Source organism: Ruegeria sp. AB9, from assembly GCF_056542585.1.
The window spans coordinates 22,190-37,318 of record NZ_JBQGAA010000014.1 but is presented as its reverse complement, the minus strand read 5'-3'; the positions used below and the strand labels follow the sequence as shown (position 1 = coordinate 37,318).

Annotated in this window: 11 protein-coding genes; 7 read left to right on the top strand and 4 right to left on the bottom strand. The window is 56.7% G+C overall.

Translation table 11 applies throughout. The features are described from left to right. Positions 1-310 precede the first annotated feature (310 nt). Both ACR0K5_RS20550 and ACR0K5_RS20545 read left to right on the top strand, forming a co-directional pair. Positions 311-1,738, top strand: a complete 1,428-nt coding sequence (locus ACR0K5_RS20550) for an AAA family ATPase (RefSeq protein WP_480631406.1) — start codon at positions 311-313, stop codon at positions 1,736-1,738. 77 nt (positions 1,739-1,815) lie between these two features. Further along, a complete protein-coding gene (locus ACR0K5_RS20545; protein ID WP_480631405.1) occupies positions 1,816-2,838 on the top strand; it encodes a ParB/RepB/Spo0J family partition protein in 1,023 nt (340 codons plus the stop codon). Positions 2,839-2,874: 36 nt separating this feature from the next. Here the strand turns inward: ACR0K5_RS20545 and ACR0K5_RS20540 are convergent, their stop codons facing one another. Further along, positions 2,875-4,200 carry a hypothetical protein gene (locus ACR0K5_RS20540; protein ID WP_480631404.1) on the bottom strand — a complete coding sequence of 442 codons (1,326 nt, stop codon included), beginning with the start codon at positions 4,198-4,200 and terminating at the stop codon, positions 2,875-2,877. 131 nt (positions 4,201-4,331) lie between these two features. After that, the gene (locus ACR0K5_RS20535) at positions 4,332-5,600 is read right to left on the bottom strand and encodes an arylsulfotransferase family protein (protein ID WP_480631403.1); all 1,269 of its coding nucleotides are present in this window, start codon (positions 5,598-5,600) and stop codon (positions 4,332-4,334) included. 337 nt (positions 5,601-5,937) lie between these two features. Here ACR0K5_RS20535 and ACR0K5_RS20530 point away from each other — a divergent pair, with 337 nt between their 5' ends. From ACR0K5_RS20530 to ACR0K5_RS20520, 3 genes are read left to right on the top strand one after another with little or no spacing between them, the layout of a single operon-like run. Beyond that, on the top strand, positions 5,938-7,305 hold the full coding sequence (locus ACR0K5_RS20530) for an arylsulfotransferase family protein (protein WP_480631402.1): 1,368 nt from the start codon (positions 5,938-5,940) through the stop codon (positions 7,303-7,305). Beyond that, positions 7,302-7,550 carry a hypothetical protein gene (locus ACR0K5_RS20525; RefSeq protein WP_480631401.1) on the top strand — a complete coding sequence of 83 codons (249 nt, stop codon included), beginning with the start codon at positions 7,302-7,304 and terminating at the stop codon, positions 7,548-7,550. Before ACR0K5_RS20530 ends, ACR0K5_RS20525 begins: the two co-directional genes overlap by 4 nt. Beyond that, positions 7,547-9,040, top strand: coding sequence for a sulfotransferase (locus ACR0K5_RS20520; RefSeq protein ID WP_480631400.1), 1,494 nt, complete (start codon positions 7,547-7,549; stop codon positions 9,038-9,040). Before ACR0K5_RS20525 ends, ACR0K5_RS20520 begins: the two co-directional genes overlap by 4 nt. Positions 9,041-9,263: 223 nt before the next feature. Here ACR0K5_RS20520 and ACR0K5_RS20515 read toward each other — a convergent pair whose 3' ends face one another. Then, positions 9,264-11,168: a hypothetical protein gene (locus tag ACR0K5_RS20515; RefSeq protein ID WP_480631399.1), complete on the bottom strand. Its 1,905-nt coding sequence runs from the start codon at positions 11,166-11,168 to the stop codon at positions 9,264-9,266. A 132-nt stretch (positions 11,169-11,300) separates the two neighbouring features. After that, a complete protein-coding gene (locus ACR0K5_RS20510) occupies positions 11,301-12,308 on the bottom strand; it encodes a hypothetical protein (RefSeq protein WP_480631398.1) in 1,008 nt (335 codons plus the stop codon). Positions 12,309-12,706: 398 nt separating this feature from the next. Here ACR0K5_RS20510 and ACR0K5_RS20505 point away from each other — a divergent pair, with 398 nt between their 5' ends. Both ACR0K5_RS20505 and ACR0K5_RS20500 read left to right on the top strand, forming a co-directional pair. Beyond that, complete coding sequence (locus ACR0K5_RS20505) at positions 12,707-13,909, top strand: MBOAT family O-acyltransferase (RefSeq protein WP_480631397.1); 1,203 nt, start codon at positions 12,707-12,709, stop codon at positions 13,907-13,909. A gap of 108 nt (positions 13,910-14,017) precedes the next feature. Beyond that, positions 14,018-15,118, top strand: a complete 1,101-nt coding sequence (locus ACR0K5_RS20500; protein ID WP_480631396.1) for a hypothetical protein — start codon at positions 14,018-14,020, stop codon at positions 15,116-15,118. Positions 15,119-15,129 lie beyond the last annotated feature (11 nt).

The following is a 15,129-nucleotide window of genomic DNA, read 5'->3' as shown; positions in this document are numbered from 1 at the left end:
AGCGTAAAGTCGCCGGAACGTGGGTTCAGAGTCACCGCAACGTGGGTTCAGAGTCACCTTATCGTGGGATCAGATTCAGTATAGGTTTCAGGAAATGCGAAAACCTATTATTTTTCATACCCTTAAATAGGATTAAGTTCTGCCGTAACTAAAAAAATAACAGAATTTTAACTGAACATTTTTTTGCCACACGCTCCAAAGCAGCGTTTCGAAGGATTTCTACCCCTTAATTTTGCTTAGAAAATTCGGTTTTATGCTCATAATGCTTTCACATGCCTTCTTTTGTGGTATGTTGGCCAAAACATAGCACATGGGCAGTATTTCAATGCGAGCAGCACCGTCCGAGGGGCTTCCCCCATATTTCAATATCGATCCGGATCTGGCCTATGCTGAGCTGGGGGATCCAACCGGAACACATGATTTCTCGCAAATCGCGGATGCTTGTGCACGAGGCCGTAGCGACCTGGCGAACCGGGGATTGGAAGAAAATGGTCAGAAAAAGCTGCGCCTGTTTTCAACCTGGGAAATCACCAAATATCTGATCCCTGTCGCGCCAGCCCATTTTCGCCGGGTCCTGAAAGGCAATCCGGATTTGCCCCAGGGACAGTCCGAAACCGAAGGTGGCGCCAAGTGGTTTACACTGGATGAGGTTCTGCGGCTGCGGGCGCATTTTGCCTCTGAAGGATCCAAGGCAAAAGAATATCGCCCCTACCGGCCCGAAGGGTTGCCCGCCAAGATCGTCTCGGTGGCGAATTTCAAGGGCGGCGTCGGCAAGACATCGACCTGTGCCCATCTGGCCATGTCCGCAGCGCTGGACGGTTACAAGGTGCTGGTCATTGATCTGGACAGCCAGGGCTCGATGACGTCGATCTTCGGCGGCAAGGTAAACGATGAATGGAAGACAGTGTTTCCGCTGCTTGCCCGTCATTACGCCACCCATCTGCGCCGCGACAATCAGGGGCGTCTTGACCGGGGCGAGGCACCGCATCCGATCGACGATACCTTGTCCGAGGCGCTGAAGGTCCGTAGCAGCGATCTGATCCAGTCCACACACTGGCCGAATATCGATCTGATCGGCGCTCAGCTGAACCTCTACTGGGCCGAGTTCCAGATCCCCGTCTGGCGGATGCAGGGCCGCAGCTGGAAGCTGTGGGATGCGCTGACCGATACGCTGGACGAGGACGGGGTGCTGGACGAGTATGACATCATCTTTATCGATACCCCCCCTGCCCTTGGCTATCTGACGATCAATGGGCTTGCCGCCTCGGATATCCTTCTGGTGCCTATGGGCGCATCGTTTCTGGAATTTGATTCCACTGGTCGATTCTTTGACATGCTGCATTCCACCTTCCAGTCCATCGAAGACGGAGAGAACATGGCTGCCCGTGCGCTGGGACGGCCCGAGATGGCGTTTCAGTGGGATGCGGTGCGCACTGTTATCACCCGCTATGACGGCAGCCAGCAGGCGGAGCTGGCCGGGCTGATGCAGGCCTATCTGGGCCGGACCCTGTCGCCGCACTGGCAAGGTTACACCGCGCTGGTCGGTCAGGCCGGGGAACAGGTCAATGGCATCTACGAGGCGGATTACCGCGATTTCAACCGCGAGACCTATGTGCGCGGGCGGGAAACTTTTGATGCCACTTATGCCTCGTTCAAGAAGCTGCTGATCGGCGTCTGGCGGGGTGAAGAGCGGGCCCGGCGGGCTGAAGAGGCGGGAGCACCAGAATTGTCGCTCTGAGTGCGATGTTTCGCGCGCGAAACACGCCTGCTGTGTCCCCAAACAGAGTCTGACCCGCGCCGGAAAAGGAGAATGTGATGGCAAAACGCAAACGACTGACCCCTGCCCGGTCGGATTACCTGGATGACAGCCGTCCTGCCCAAGGGATGAATTCCATATTCCCGACTGATGCACCACGGTCCGCGCCCCCGGTTGCGCAAGTTGCCGGTGCGACGGCCGCGCAGGCCGCGTTGGAGGAACTGTCCGGAGAGTTGCGCGCCGCCCGTGCCGAAGGTCGGCTGGTGCAGGACCTGCCGCTGGAAGCCATCGAAGAAACCTATCTGGTGCGCGACCGCATGGCCGCCGATGACGCAGAGATGGAGGCCCTAAAGGAAAGCCTGAAGGCGCGCGGGCAGCAAACTCCGATTGAGGTCGTGGAACTGGAAGGTGGCCAATATGGTCTGATTTCCGGTTGGCGCCGCCTGACGGCTTTGCGGACGCTGGTGCAGGAAACGGGCGAAGACCGCTTTGCAACCGTGCGCGCGTTCCTCAGACAACCGCAGAGCGCCTCGGATGCCTATGTGGCCATGGTCGAGGAAAACGAGATCCGTGTCGGGCTGAGCTATTACGAACGCGCCCGGATCGTGGCGCGCGCAGCAGAGCAGGGGGTGTATCCGGATGAGGCCGCCGCCCTTCGGGGACTGTTCGCATCGGCCAGCAGGGCAAAACGGTCAAAGATAGGGTCTTTTGTTGCGATCTATCATGCGCTGGACGATCATCTGCGGTTCGCCTCAGCAATCCCCGAGCGGTTGGGGCTGTCGATTGCAAAGGTCCTGAAGGAGGAGCCAAAGCGGGCTGGGCATCTGATCTCAGCGCTGGACGCTGCTGCATCCCCCACCCCGGATGTTGAAATTTCGGCTCTAACCAAGGCGATCAGTGCGGCGCAGCTCAAGCCTGAAAACACATCCAACGCCGAATCCAACGTGCCACTGTCCGAAGAGATCGGCGATATCCGTTTGCAACTCAGCAGAGATGCTGTGCGGCTTACCTTGTCGGGCCGCGGCGTGTCAGATGAATTCTATCTGGACCTGTGTGAGTGGTTAAAGTCCCGGACGGCATGAGGCCCTGATCGCTAAACCATGAAACCAGATGGCCGGTTAATTGCCAGAGGCCTGCAACAGCGCGTCCGCATGGGCCTGCAAATCTGATGTGACGCGCAGAAACTCGGAGATGTTGTTATAGGCCAGAAATGGGATGGCAATGACCGCCGAGGCCAGAAAGAACAGGCGGCCTTTTCCAAGCACTGAAAACCCGGCCAACAGGAACATCGCCGGGACGTAACTCATGGAATAGAGGAACGTCTCATCGCCGTAGAAGAAATGCAGCACGCCTTCGAACAGCAGGTATAAAAGCAAAGCCTGTGCGACCGGTGCATTCGGCCCAGGAGACAGGACGGCCCGGGTTACACCGGTGATGAACACGATGGCCCATAGCATGAGCCCTGCAAGTCCAACCCACGCCAGCGTCTGAACAGGGGAAAACTGCACCGACAGGCGCATCCATTCGGGGAAGACCGGATTGTCCAGAAACGGCACTTCGGGAATGGCGATGGTATAGGCAAAGAAGGCCCGGATCTTGTCCAGCGGTCCCCCGGCCAGATCGTGCAGGACATAGGCGAATTCCGACTTGAGGCGCGGAATGAAAAAGTCCGAGCGTGGAAAGGCGATCCGTTGCAGGGTGAAGATGACTGTTGCGATGGCAAACCCGTCGACCAGAATGCGGAAGGCGCGTTTGTAGGAGTTGCAGGCAAGCACGGTCAGAATGCCGGCTATCCAGTTGGTGATAGTCATCGAGAATGCAATCATGCTGGAAATCGACTGAAATATCGGCGGTATCGTTCCGCGCTGCATCAATGTTCCGAACGCCAGAGCAATCGTAACGGTCAAGCCGGCAAAGGCGTGCACCTCGGGCACAGGCATCCAGAAGATAGCCGCGCTGGACACCGCGCCCAGTGCCGTGAAGACAATGGCGTCAAAACGGGGCAGGCCAAGGCCACGGAGCCCGCCGAACAGGGTCGCGCTCCAAAAGCCTGCCGTGGCCGAGAGCACGCCGAGGACGGCCAGCCGTTCAGAAAGGCCAGCCACGATCAGCGCCTTGGTTGGCGTGTACATGATGATGGCCTGCAGCGGATGGACATTGGTTCGGTAGTTGTTGGCATAGCGATCCAGCATCACCGGATGAACCCGGATCAGATCGGCCTCGAACCAGACCCATGCATCGCGGGTCGGATCGATCAAAGCCAGCGGGATCTGGCTGGCAAGAAACCAGTACCCCGCTCCGACCAGAAGACTGATCACAAAGGCAAGGCCCAGATCGGCCCTGCTGGCGACAATCCAAGCTTTGAAACGTCCAAGGTTGTGGGACAGCGTCAAGCGCGTATCGGGAATGTCATTGACAATTTCGCCCAGAATTCGTCGCAGCATCCGTAACCTCAAACCCGAAAATAACGCAAAACAGTGTTAGTTAGACATCAATTGACCTGAATTCCCACCTTTTAAGCTGCCGTCGGCAAAAGACGCACGCTTATGTTTCGCGCGCGAAACACTGTCTGATGTCATGGGCAACTCCAGGCGGCGACGTCTTCAGCGGTTATCGGATATCTGCTTGCTTCCATCACCTCGGGCACCTGATTGGCGTCATACCGGTCCATGGCCCATTCCCAGACTGGTTCACCTGTGTTGGTCACCTCCAGCGCGCGGCCGGCGCGGGATTCAGTCAGCAGCAGATTGCCATTGGGCAGCTTTTGCCATTTACCCGACCACTTGGTGTAGAACGGCTGGTCTGGCTGTTTGGGGAAGAGGATGGCGCGTTCCTCCGTATGGGGCTGGATGGCCACCACGCGCGATCCGCCCTGCAGATTGCCCGCTTCGGTTCTGTCGTAATTGTTGTCGAAGATGCCGATCCATCCGTCACCGATGAAATCGGGATCGTGCTGAAACAGAGTGTCTGAGTAGGTGTGCCACTTCACCTCCAGCGTATCGGGGTCGAGCACCATGACCATATGAAGATCACGCAGGGACACGACGATGTCTCCCGCATCGAACAGCGGGTATTCATCGGCCATCTCCGGTGACAGTTCTTCTATGTCGTTCAGGTGAAAGATATCGCCGCGATAGCGCCGGCCCGTCCGCAGATACACGTCGCTCAGGTCGTTTTTTTCGAACACTTCGATTGAGCTGATGGACTTCAGAACTTTTCCATCGGCGCTGACTTTCATGAAGTAATCTTCGTAGACGGGGAAGGAAAGGATATTCATAAGTTTTTCATCGCGTTCATCGCGTGAGCGAAGCTCCTGATTGCCGGAGACCCAGAACGAGCCGTCAGCATTTGCCGAGATTGAATGATGCGCTCGAGGCTCTGACAGGGCCCACAACACGTCGCCACAGGCCGATATGCGGGCGATCCCGATGAATTCGAAGTTGAACAGGATGTCGCCGTTGGGAAAAAGATGCGAGCCGTGAATGTACGGGTAGTTATGCCGCCCGCCGAAAATCTCACCGGGGTCGGGCGCCCAGGAATGCAGGACATCGCCGGATGCGTCGATCAGCCGGACACCCGCATGCCAGTCGAATTCCGGAAAATACGAGGTGATAAGCGTAGAACCGGGTGCCATGGCATCGGCGTCGTGAATGCGGACACCCTCAAAATCATATCGCACCGGCATCAGCCGGTCAGGTTCTTTCATGAAGGCTTTGACTTCTTCCCAGGTCTGAACCGCGATCCTGTACGGGGCCAGATACAGATAGGCCGACGCAAGCCCCGCGATGAACGTGATTGCCAACAGACAAGCCAGCGACAGCAATGCAAGCAGGCGATCAGACATAACCACAGAACCCCAATCTACAGATCTATGGGGCAACGTTGGATTTTTGACTGGCGGCGATCAAGCCTAAATCCACTAAATCCGCTGGTTTGGGGCAAGCCTGCCCAGTTGCAGGGCTTTTTGCAGCGTATTTGAGACGGGTTTGCCGCTTTGGGGTCGTGACTTCAAAATGTCTGATCTGGCAACAATGCAGTTGATTTTACCGCATAGTCATTAGAACCTTGCAATATGGGGGCTTGATGTTCCTAAATTTTTGCCAAGAGATTTAATCTTAGACCGCAAGATAGAAGTGTTACCGGGTATTAAGTTTGGTGTTAGGGGGTTTGAAACGCACAGAGTGAAGCACTTCGTTGAAAAATTGCCTGAACGGTTGTTCTGGACATGCCTGTTTCTGACCGTTGTGTTCGCGTCGGTTCTGTATGGAGTTGTCGCGCAAATGAAGCAATGGCCACCGGCGCCTCAGCTTCGGCTCGTGTACAGGACGGTGTTTGTCGAACAATCCCTGACAGGAGCGGCTTTACAGAAACACCTTCAACCCTCACGCGGACAGGGCGATGGCGTTATGATTAACGAGACTCCGGATCGTAAGGACGCCGTCCTGCTGATGGGGTTCTTCGACGGCGAGAACCAGGCACGGCTTGTGAATCGCGACGGCAGTGTGATCCGCAAATGGTCACTAAATTACTTTGAACACTATCCGGATGTCCAAACCCGCCCCTGTGATAGTCTTGGCACCCCCTTAGAGACAGATGTGCATGGGGCATTGCTGACATCGAAGGGGGAGCTTGTGTTCAGCTATGAATACTGTGGGGTGGTCAAGCTGGATCAGTGTTCCAACCTGCTCTGGGCGCTCAACGAGAAGTCGCACCATTCTCTGGTGACGTCTGAACAGGGTGGGTATCTGACGCTCGGTCGTGATGACTGGATCGCCGCCGAGGTTGTTGATCGGTTTCCGCCTTTTTTCACAGCAGCCACGGATGCGCCGATCTGGGAAGATGTGGTGTTGAGGCTTGACGAACAGGGTCAGGTTCTGGAGCGGATATCGATCCCCGACATGTTCATCGGAAGTGGTCTGACTGCGTTGCTGACGACCAACAATCAGGACTTCAAAACGAAGGGTGTGACCCGGAGCGAGGTACTTCACGCCAACAAGATTGATGAGCTGCCATCGGATTTGGCCGACAAGTTCCCGCTGTTCAATGCCGGGGACTGGGTTATTTCGATGCGGGGGCTGAACCTTGTAATAGTGGTGGACCCGGCCACGCGAACAGTGAAATGGCATCAGACCGGCCCCTGGATCCGACAACACGACCCCGAATTCCGCCCGGATGGCAAAATCTCGATCTTTAACAACAATGCATACCTGACGTCCTATACGCGGAGTGACAAAACACGGTTGGATGCGCCTCGGGATACCAACATCATGACCATCGACCCAGCCACCGGGAAAACCGAGGTTGTTTTTGGCAGTAAGCCCGGTCAGGAGATGTTGTCTGTCATCCGGGGTCAGCATGAGATTTTGGACGATGGTGGAGTTCTGATCACAGAATTCGACGCTGGCCGCGTGTTGGAAGTGGATGATTCTGGCGCAGTGGTCTGGGAATATGTCAACAAATACGACGATGAATTTGTGGGTGAGATCACCAATGCAAAGCTCTACCCATTGAGTTATTTTGAAACTGATTGGAGGGAATGCACGCAATGAATTGGATCAAGAAAATCTGGACGGGGGGGTGGCTGATCGCAGGGGTGCCGTTTCTGATGCTGGCAAGTCCGGCGCATGCCTATATCGGCCCCGGTGCCGGTTTGGGGGCGGTCGCGGTCACGGTCGCTGTGGTGCTGGGCGGTCTTTTTCTTCTTGTCGGGTTGGTCTGGTTTCCGCTCAAGCGGCTGCTCCGCGGCAAAAAGGGTCCGACTGACGCAGGTAATGAAACCGACCCGGCGCAATGATACTGGCTATAGCCGTTTCGCTGCTGGCTGTCGCGGGGTTCATTTTCGCCCTGTGGCGGACGAATATCGCAGGAATTGCCCACAATATCGTCGGCGCAAGCATGGCGGGCGTGGCTGCGCTGTTTGACAACCAGCTATCTGACGACGCCAAGGAAGCCGCAGCGCGGCGGGCAGGGGTGCAACTGATCCTGGGCGGTCTGAACCTGACATGGCGCATTGCCCTGGCGCTGGCTGCGGCGGGCCTGCCGATCCTGCTGGCCGATCTTGCGGGGCTTGTGCCCGCAAATGCGGTGCTGGATGTGATGCTTCGGCTGGATTACATCGTCATCGTGTCCGTTCTGGCCTTTGCTGCGGTCAAGATCGTCAGCCGCCTGCGTCGCAGCGAAACACCGCAGGAGACCGGCGGGTCCCAATACTCGCCCGTAGACCAGTTCGTTCACAATCTGGCTTTCTCGGGTCCGACGGTTCAGAAAGCAGCCGCGCGGGTCGAGGCGCGCCTGATACCGCGCCCTCCGATGCCAGAGGTATCGCAACCCATTTTCGTGACCTCCCTTGCGAGGGGCGGCACCACAGCGGTTCTCAACGCGCTGCATGATGCGCCCGAAGTGGCAACGCATACTTACCGGGATATGCCTTTTGTGACAGCCCCTGTGCTGTGGAACAAGCTGGCTGGCGGCCAGAGGCGCGGCGTGCGGCGGCGGCAGCGGGCCCACGGGGACGGAATGGAGATCGACCTTGAAAGCGCGGAAGCGTTTGAGGAGGTCATCTGGAAGATGTTCTGGCCGGACAGGTACAAAGGGGCCTCGATCCCTCTGTGGGGGGTAGCGGACACCGACGAACAGGCCGACCACTTCCTGCGTCAGCATATGAGCAGCATCATCCGGGCGCGCAACGTGCAGGCCGGGTCGCAGAGTGCTCAGAAAACGCGCTATTGCTCGAAGAACAATGCCAACATTGCGCGGATTCCCTATCTGCTCAAATCCTTCCCGGATTGCAGGATCATCGTTCCGGTGCGACGTCCTGAAAGCCATGCAGAATCCCTGCTGCGGCAGCACAACAACTTCAGCAAGCTGCAGTCCCGGGACAGCTTTGTAACCCGTTACATGGCGGATATCGGCCATTTCGAGTTTGGCGACCTGCATAAACCTTTTCTGTTTTCCGGGTTTGGGCCGACGCAGAAAGATACCCACACGCCCGATTACTGGCTGAAATACTGGACCTGCGCCTTTCGGGACCTGCTGGCGTATAAGGACAAGTGCATCTTTCTTCTGCAGGATGATCTGCGCGCGTCTCCTCGGGCCACGATGGAGGGGCTTTATGATACCCTTGGCCTGTCACCCGGCGGGCAGAATTTTGAGCAATATTTTCATTCAAAGCCTGATCTGGCCGAGGCTGAGAGGTTCGATCCCGGTCACTTGCAGGATGCGCTTGATGTCTATGAGGCACTAGAGGAATGCGCCCATCGTGAACAACTGCGGAAAGTGATTTGAGGTACGCAGGGTGCGCACAGCAGACATTATAATCAATGCAATATCTACGATGCTGCGCATTTTATCTTTATTTTGGAAATTACCTTCCAGATGCTGAAATATATTCCATCATACCCGATAAGTATCCCTTATCATGTCTGATTGATTTTATGGGGGCAGCCAGAACCTCGCAAAGGCAATTCTCAGCAAAAAGGACGGGAGGCATGTCCTGGCCAAGGCCGCGTCATGGACTACTCTGGTTCGTGGGGGTCGGGATAATCTCTTTCAGTGCGCGGGCATCCTCGGCTTTGTGTTCGACACTCCAGTGCTTTTCAGGGGCGGGGCCTGCATGCTCGATGCGCAATGCCGAAAATGGCTCACCGGTGGTTTCGACAAACCGATGGCAGAGACCGTTCATCTCGGTGGCCAGCGCCTGCGGGTAATAGCGATGCTGCCTAAGCCGCGCACCTGCATCGCCCAGTTGGGTGACAACGATCTGACCGTTACCGGGATCTATGTCGGCGCAGGTTTGACCAATCAGAACCGCGATAGTGTCTGAATAGCACAGCGCAGCGTCCCTGCCTGCGCCCAGCGAAAAGCAGTTGGATGGTGCCGAAAGGGGCACGGATGCCTCAAGGCAGACGAAAAGCGTGCCTTCGGCCATGAAAACAGAGCCCTCTTCCGGGAAGGCCCTGCAGGGTATCGGTGGTGCCAGCACCGATCCGGCGTAGTCGGTGGCGCGATAAAGGATCTGGAAAATAGAATTCATGTCGATGTCGCGGCCAAACGTGCTTGGGGTCTGAAAGCTGCCGAACCTCTGGTTCTGCTCGGCTGGGCCACCCACGGAACGGATCGGGGTCGATTTGATGTCAAACCCGTCGATAGAGCGGGCCTGTTTCACAATCGCATTGGCCAGATCAACATCCTGCTCCGCCACACGCTGAAACAAAGGCCAGATATGCGATGAGGCCACCGCATGACCAAGGCCAAAGACCAGCACCAGGGCTAGCCCCCCCGCCGGGATCAGCCGAGATGCGGATCGCCCCGCCATCCCATGTGCAAAGACCGTGGTGCAGGCCAGAACAATACCGGCAAAGACAAAGCCCATGAAGCCGATGGTTCGCCCGATCAGATAGGGTTCCGGGTAGAGGAACCAGATCAGAACCGGCAGGATGCAAAGCGCGCCGAACCCGCCAAGTAGCACCCGGAATGCCCCGAACCATCCCCCGCCTGAAAAGGCGCGTGGCGCAACAAGCGCTCTGGCCGCCGCCAACAGAACCATTGCGCCTGCCGCTGCAGCCGTGAGCAGGAAAATACCGCGATAGGGATGCGGCATACCCACAAGCCCGCCGCTATGGATTCGTCTTTCCATTCGGGGCAGAGCAGACAGTTTATCAAGGACCACAGTTTGATCCACGTCGCCCGAGAAGCGAAAATTGGGGACGAGATCCAGAACAGAAATGGTGGCTCGTAACTGGAGTTGATACAGTACCAGAGCAACCACCGAGGCGACAAGAACGCAGCAAAGGCAGAGCAGGCTTTCCCGGTGGCCGTACCGGTCGACGCGGATCAAAACTATGGCGGGGATCAGAAAACCCAAAAGCGCATAGCTCTGATAGAAACCGATCGCGATGGCCAGAAGCTCGGCTGCTACAATGACCCGCAACACTAGACCCCAGGGTGAAGCCCCATGTGCTGGCGCAATCAGTGTCATGGCACCCACAGAGGCCAAAAGACCAAGGCAAAACCATGGAGCCTGCGTTTGAAAATGCAAAACGGCGGTCAAATAGACATGCGAAAACCCGGCCAGGAAGACCAGCAAAACGGACGCTACGGCCATCCCCGACCCGGTCGGGGCAACAGCCATGTGCGCGATCAGAACAGCGATGGCGAACAAGGCTGTAAAAAGAATGAAGATCAGAACCGCAATTGGCGTGTCCCAGGTAAAGATGACCTCATGCGCCCAGTGCGTTGCCCAGCGGCCATGCACTTCGGCAAACCCGGTTTCGAGCCCGGCGGCAAATCTCCATTCATCGGGATTGAAGCCTGATTGCGCGATACCGATCCCGGCCGTTGGCAGGAACATGAGGGCTGCAAGAACCGCCGCCGCAAGATACAAAGCCCAGAAGGGGGCTGTGGCACTATTCATCTTTCAACCGTATAAATCGACACCGTCAAACAATATCTTCCTGCAAAGCCGGACCTGATTTTACCGAAATTCAGGGGCATTTCAAACCTGTCAAAGCCTGATTGAAGGGACGCGATGTGATGTGTCGGGAGATCAGTTCGGGGCAAGTACGTCGATAATCGCATCGGCCAGTTTCTGATGACCCGCTTCCGACAAATGCCCATCCGGGAAAAGATAATCGCCGGTGCCGAGTATGTCCGGCGTGTGCAGGATCTGAAAGTCAGATACTTTTGAGCGCAAAAGGTCGAGATTTGGGACGGTCGAGAGAACTTCTGTGAAAAGCCCACCCCGGCCGCCTGTGTTGACGTCGAAAACAATCAGTTGCGGCGGGGTGGCACCCCAATCCCAGTTGGTCAGAACTTCGATCAGAACATCAGGGTCTTTCAGCTCTGCCATGGGCAGTTCGCTGTCTTCATCCTCGTCCGCGCCGCCGCCGAAACGTCCGCGAACCTCCTGAAAGAGGGCGGGCAGATAATGCCCGAAGCCTCCGCCTGCTTCTTCGTTTCCGGCAACGAGTTGCGCATAGGTCTCTTCCGGCATGGCCAACAATGTGCCTTCGGAAAGATAGCGGCGGTTTTCGTAGCCGTCATTGTCGCTGTACTGGATAATCACCGTCTTAAGGTTGCTTCGGTCGAGCCGGTCCAGCGTCATAAGCTCTCGGGCGGTGCCATAGGACGACACGCCGGTATTCAGCGTCTTGCGCCCGGTTTCAGCCTCGATAATGTCGGTAAAGGTCTTCCCTTGCCCGACGCCCCAGCCCATCGCCTGGCTATCGCCCAGAACCACGATCTCGGGCGCATCAAGAGAGGCGTCGTCATCGCGATAGCCGGCTGAATTCACGTCGATCTCGGTTGAGAAGCCGGTGTTTTCGAAAACGCAGCTTCCGGGTCGCAACGTATAGCCCAGTTCAGAGTCGTAACGCGCACAATCAGGCAGGTATTGCACATACGAGACATTCGCCCAGTAAATTTTCCGGGCCAGCCGGTCAACGGAACGGATACCGGTCGGAGAGTCCCGTGCAACAAGCCAGGCAAGTGCGGCTTCCAGACCCACCAGAAGCACCGCAAGGATCAGGATGTTGATACCAATGACGCGCCACATCCGGTTTCAGTCCAATCTGTCGCCGGTTTTTTCGTTCATAGCTTTCGACTGGCCCTGAGCCTCAATCCGCAACACCGCAAACCCCTTAACAAAGTAACGTTACGCCCATAGCACGGAACGCCGATTCAAGGGAATGGCGTTGTCTGCCCTGCGGCAGATCAGCGGTTTCTGCGTGGCGTTTTTGCGGTCCGGCGCGCCTGTCACCTTTGTGCCGGCGAAAGGGACAAGGGCACCTGTTTGGAGACACCACCGGGATTCCATTTGACTTGCTCGGAAATGCGAAGAAACTGGCAGGCAATGTGCATGTTCGCGGCCCGGTTTTAAGGTTTCATTTGTTCAGGCCCCGACACGTGGGAAAGGGTTACGAGTTTCTTTTTTGAGTTTTATTCCAGAGCGCTATGTTCATTGATCTGCTATCTTGGGAATTCCTGCTGTTTTCGGCGTTTACCATCATCCTGGTTGCGTCTTCGACCGGGCTTGTGCGGACCGTTGGCTTTCTGAGCGCCAATATCGCATTCGTTTTCGCGCTTCTCGGTCCAATCGGTCTGGCCTCGACCCTGCTCTTTGCCGGTTTGGGATGGGGTCTGACCCGCGTGCATCTGACGGCGTCCAGATGGGGGGCAATCCTGTCGGCGACCCTGCTGATCCTCGTTTTCATCTACATGCTGGATTACGAGTTTCTGGGGCTGTTCCTGCCTGACCCGGCGCGCCTGTCCTTTCTGCAGACAGTCGGCCTGAGCTTTCTGTTGTTCCGGATTCTGCATGTGATGATCGATGCCCGGTCGGGTGTCATCGACCGCATCGATCCCGCCATTTACCCCAACTACCTACTGGCATTCACCACGTTCATGATGGGTCCGATCCAGCGGTATCAGGATTTCCGCGATCAATGGGAAGACCGTAGCCGCGCCATCGAGATGACGTATGAAGCCCATCTTGACGCCGGGCTGAGGATACTCTGGGGGCTGGTCAAAGTTTACGTCATCGGAACGCTTTTTTTCCGCTTCGCGCTGCAACCCAACACCGATGTTCTGGCGCTGAGCCCGGGTGAATTCTGGGTTCAGTTGGCGGCGTTCTACTTTTTTCTCTACATGAATTTCTCGGGCTACTGCGATGTCGTGATCGGCATCGGCAGTCTGATGGGCATTCGCCCGCCAGAGAATTTCAACAACCCGTATTTCGCCCAAAACATCGCAGATTTCTGGCTGCGCCAGCACCGGTCTCTGACATTGTGGCTGACCGATTATGTCTTCAACCCGGTGTATAAAAAGGCGCTCAGCTCCAGTTCTTTCGCCGGTCTGCCGCTGGCAGCCGGTATCATCGCGGCGATGTTGACGATGCTTGTCTCGGGCCTGTGGCACGGTACCACGATCGGGTTTTTGATCTTTGGTCTGGTGCACGGGACGTGGCTCGCCATCTACCGGATATGGGATCATGTCCTGACGGCGCGTTTTGGCAAGAAGCGGCTGCGCAAGATCCGGGCAAGCTGGCCCGGACGGATCGTCGGAATGGCGATTACGTTTCACGCCGCCGCTTTTGCGTTTCTGTTCTTCCAACTGGACACGCCAAGCGTGGTTGCGTTTTTGAAAGGTCTTATGTGATGTGGTCGACCCTTTTTCCCAACCGATCCTTTCGGATGACCCTGAAGGTTCTCGTCGCCGTTGGGCTTGTCGGTGTTCTTTTTGTTTTCTCCGCGACGGAGGTTGATTTTGTCTACACGGGTTTCTAGGAAACTGCGCCTTTCGCTTGCGGCCCTTGGCACGATTGGGGCTGTTGTTGCGCTGGTCTTTTCGGCGCTGACATGGCTGGCCATCAGCGCCGAGCGCAGTTTTTACATGTTCCCGTATAAACATGAAAGCTGGTACCGCTTTCTGCTGCCATCGCAATTTGCGGACCGGGACAAGCCCGTCCTGATGCTGACCGGCCCCTCAACGGTGCGCGAGAATCTGCGGTGGGAGCAGATGCAGGAAGCATTTCCCGACTATCACGTCTACCAGGGCGGCCTCAGCCTGGGGACAATCGAAGACGTGATGATTGCGCTGAAACTGATCGAGGCAGCCTATGGCGAAGATGCGCTGCCGGATTATGTCGTCCTTGGCCTCGGCCCCCGGTTCGTTGCCAACCTGCCGCCCGAGCGGCCCTTTGAGACAATCGTCGAAACCTACAGTCCCTGGTCGGTGACAACTGGCCCGGATGGGGTTGAGATACACAAAAAGCCCCTGTTTAGGGCCGCTTTGGCCAAAATCGACTTCCTCGGCAAGCAGCCCGAGCGGTTCAGATCCGCCTTGCGCGCCTGGGCGGCATATCTGGGACACTCGGTCGGGGACTGGCCCCCCGGCGAAGCCCTTTTGCGCGAAGCCGGGGTGCTGAACATGTGGAGATCGCAGATCGAAAGGCAGCGCAGGCTGGTGTCGCCGTATAAATTCTCCAGAAGCACTGGCCTGAGAGAAGAGGAACTTGCCGGCTATATGTCCGGCAGCTGGTGGGAGACTGTTTTTGACTGGGATGCGCAAAAGAACGGCGACGCTGCGACCATGCGCCTGCGCCAGCTTCTGGATTTCCTCGATGCGCATGGCATCGGCGTGGCGGTCGTCAATATGCCGGAACGGTCATATTCCCGTGACCGGTTTACCTTCGATTACGAGGATTACCTCGGCGCGATCCGTGACGGCATCGGGACGGCCCCGTTTCTCGACCTGAGCACCTTCGCGCGGGATGATGAGTTCCACGACGCCGAACATACCATACCGGAAGGATCGCAACGTCTGACGGATCGCGTCATAGTTTGGGTGCAATCGCTGCTGACATAACGTATAAAAGT

Coding starts and splice junctions, on each gene's coding strand:
- ACR0K5_RS20550 (WP_480631406.1), top strand. CDS start 311: ATGGGCAGTATTTCAATGCGAGCAGCACCGTCCGAGGGGCTTCCCCCA.
- ACR0K5_RS20545 (WP_480631405.1), top strand. CDS start 1,816: ATGGCAAAACGCAAACGACTGACCCCTGCCCGGTCGGATTACCTGGAT.
- ACR0K5_RS20540 (WP_480631404.1), bottom strand. CDS start 4,200: ATGCTGCGACGAATTCTGGGCGAAATTGTCAATGACATTCCCGATACG.
- ACR0K5_RS20535 (WP_480631403.1), bottom strand. CDS start 5,600: ATGTCTGATCGCCTGCTTGCATTGCTGTCGCTGGCTTGTCTGTTGGCA.
- ACR0K5_RS20525 (WP_480631401.1), top strand. CDS start 7,302: ATGAATTGGATCAAGAAAATCTGGACGGGGGGGTGGCTGATCGCAGGG.
- ACR0K5_RS20520 (WP_480631400.1), top strand. CDS start 7,547: ATGATACTGGCTATAGCCGTTTCGCTGCTGGCTGTCGCGGGGTTCATT.
- ACR0K5_RS20515 (WP_480631399.1), bottom strand. CDS start 11,168: ATGAATAGTGCCACAGCCCCCTTCTGGGCTTTGTATCTTGCGGCGGCG.
- ACR0K5_RS20510 (WP_480631398.1), bottom strand. CDS start 12,308: ATGTGGCGCGTCATTGGTATCAACATCCTGATCCTTGCGGTGCTTCTG.
- ACR0K5_RS20505 (WP_480631397.1), top strand. CDS start 12,707: ATGTTCATTGATCTGCTATCTTGGGAATTCCTGCTGTTTTCGGCGTTT.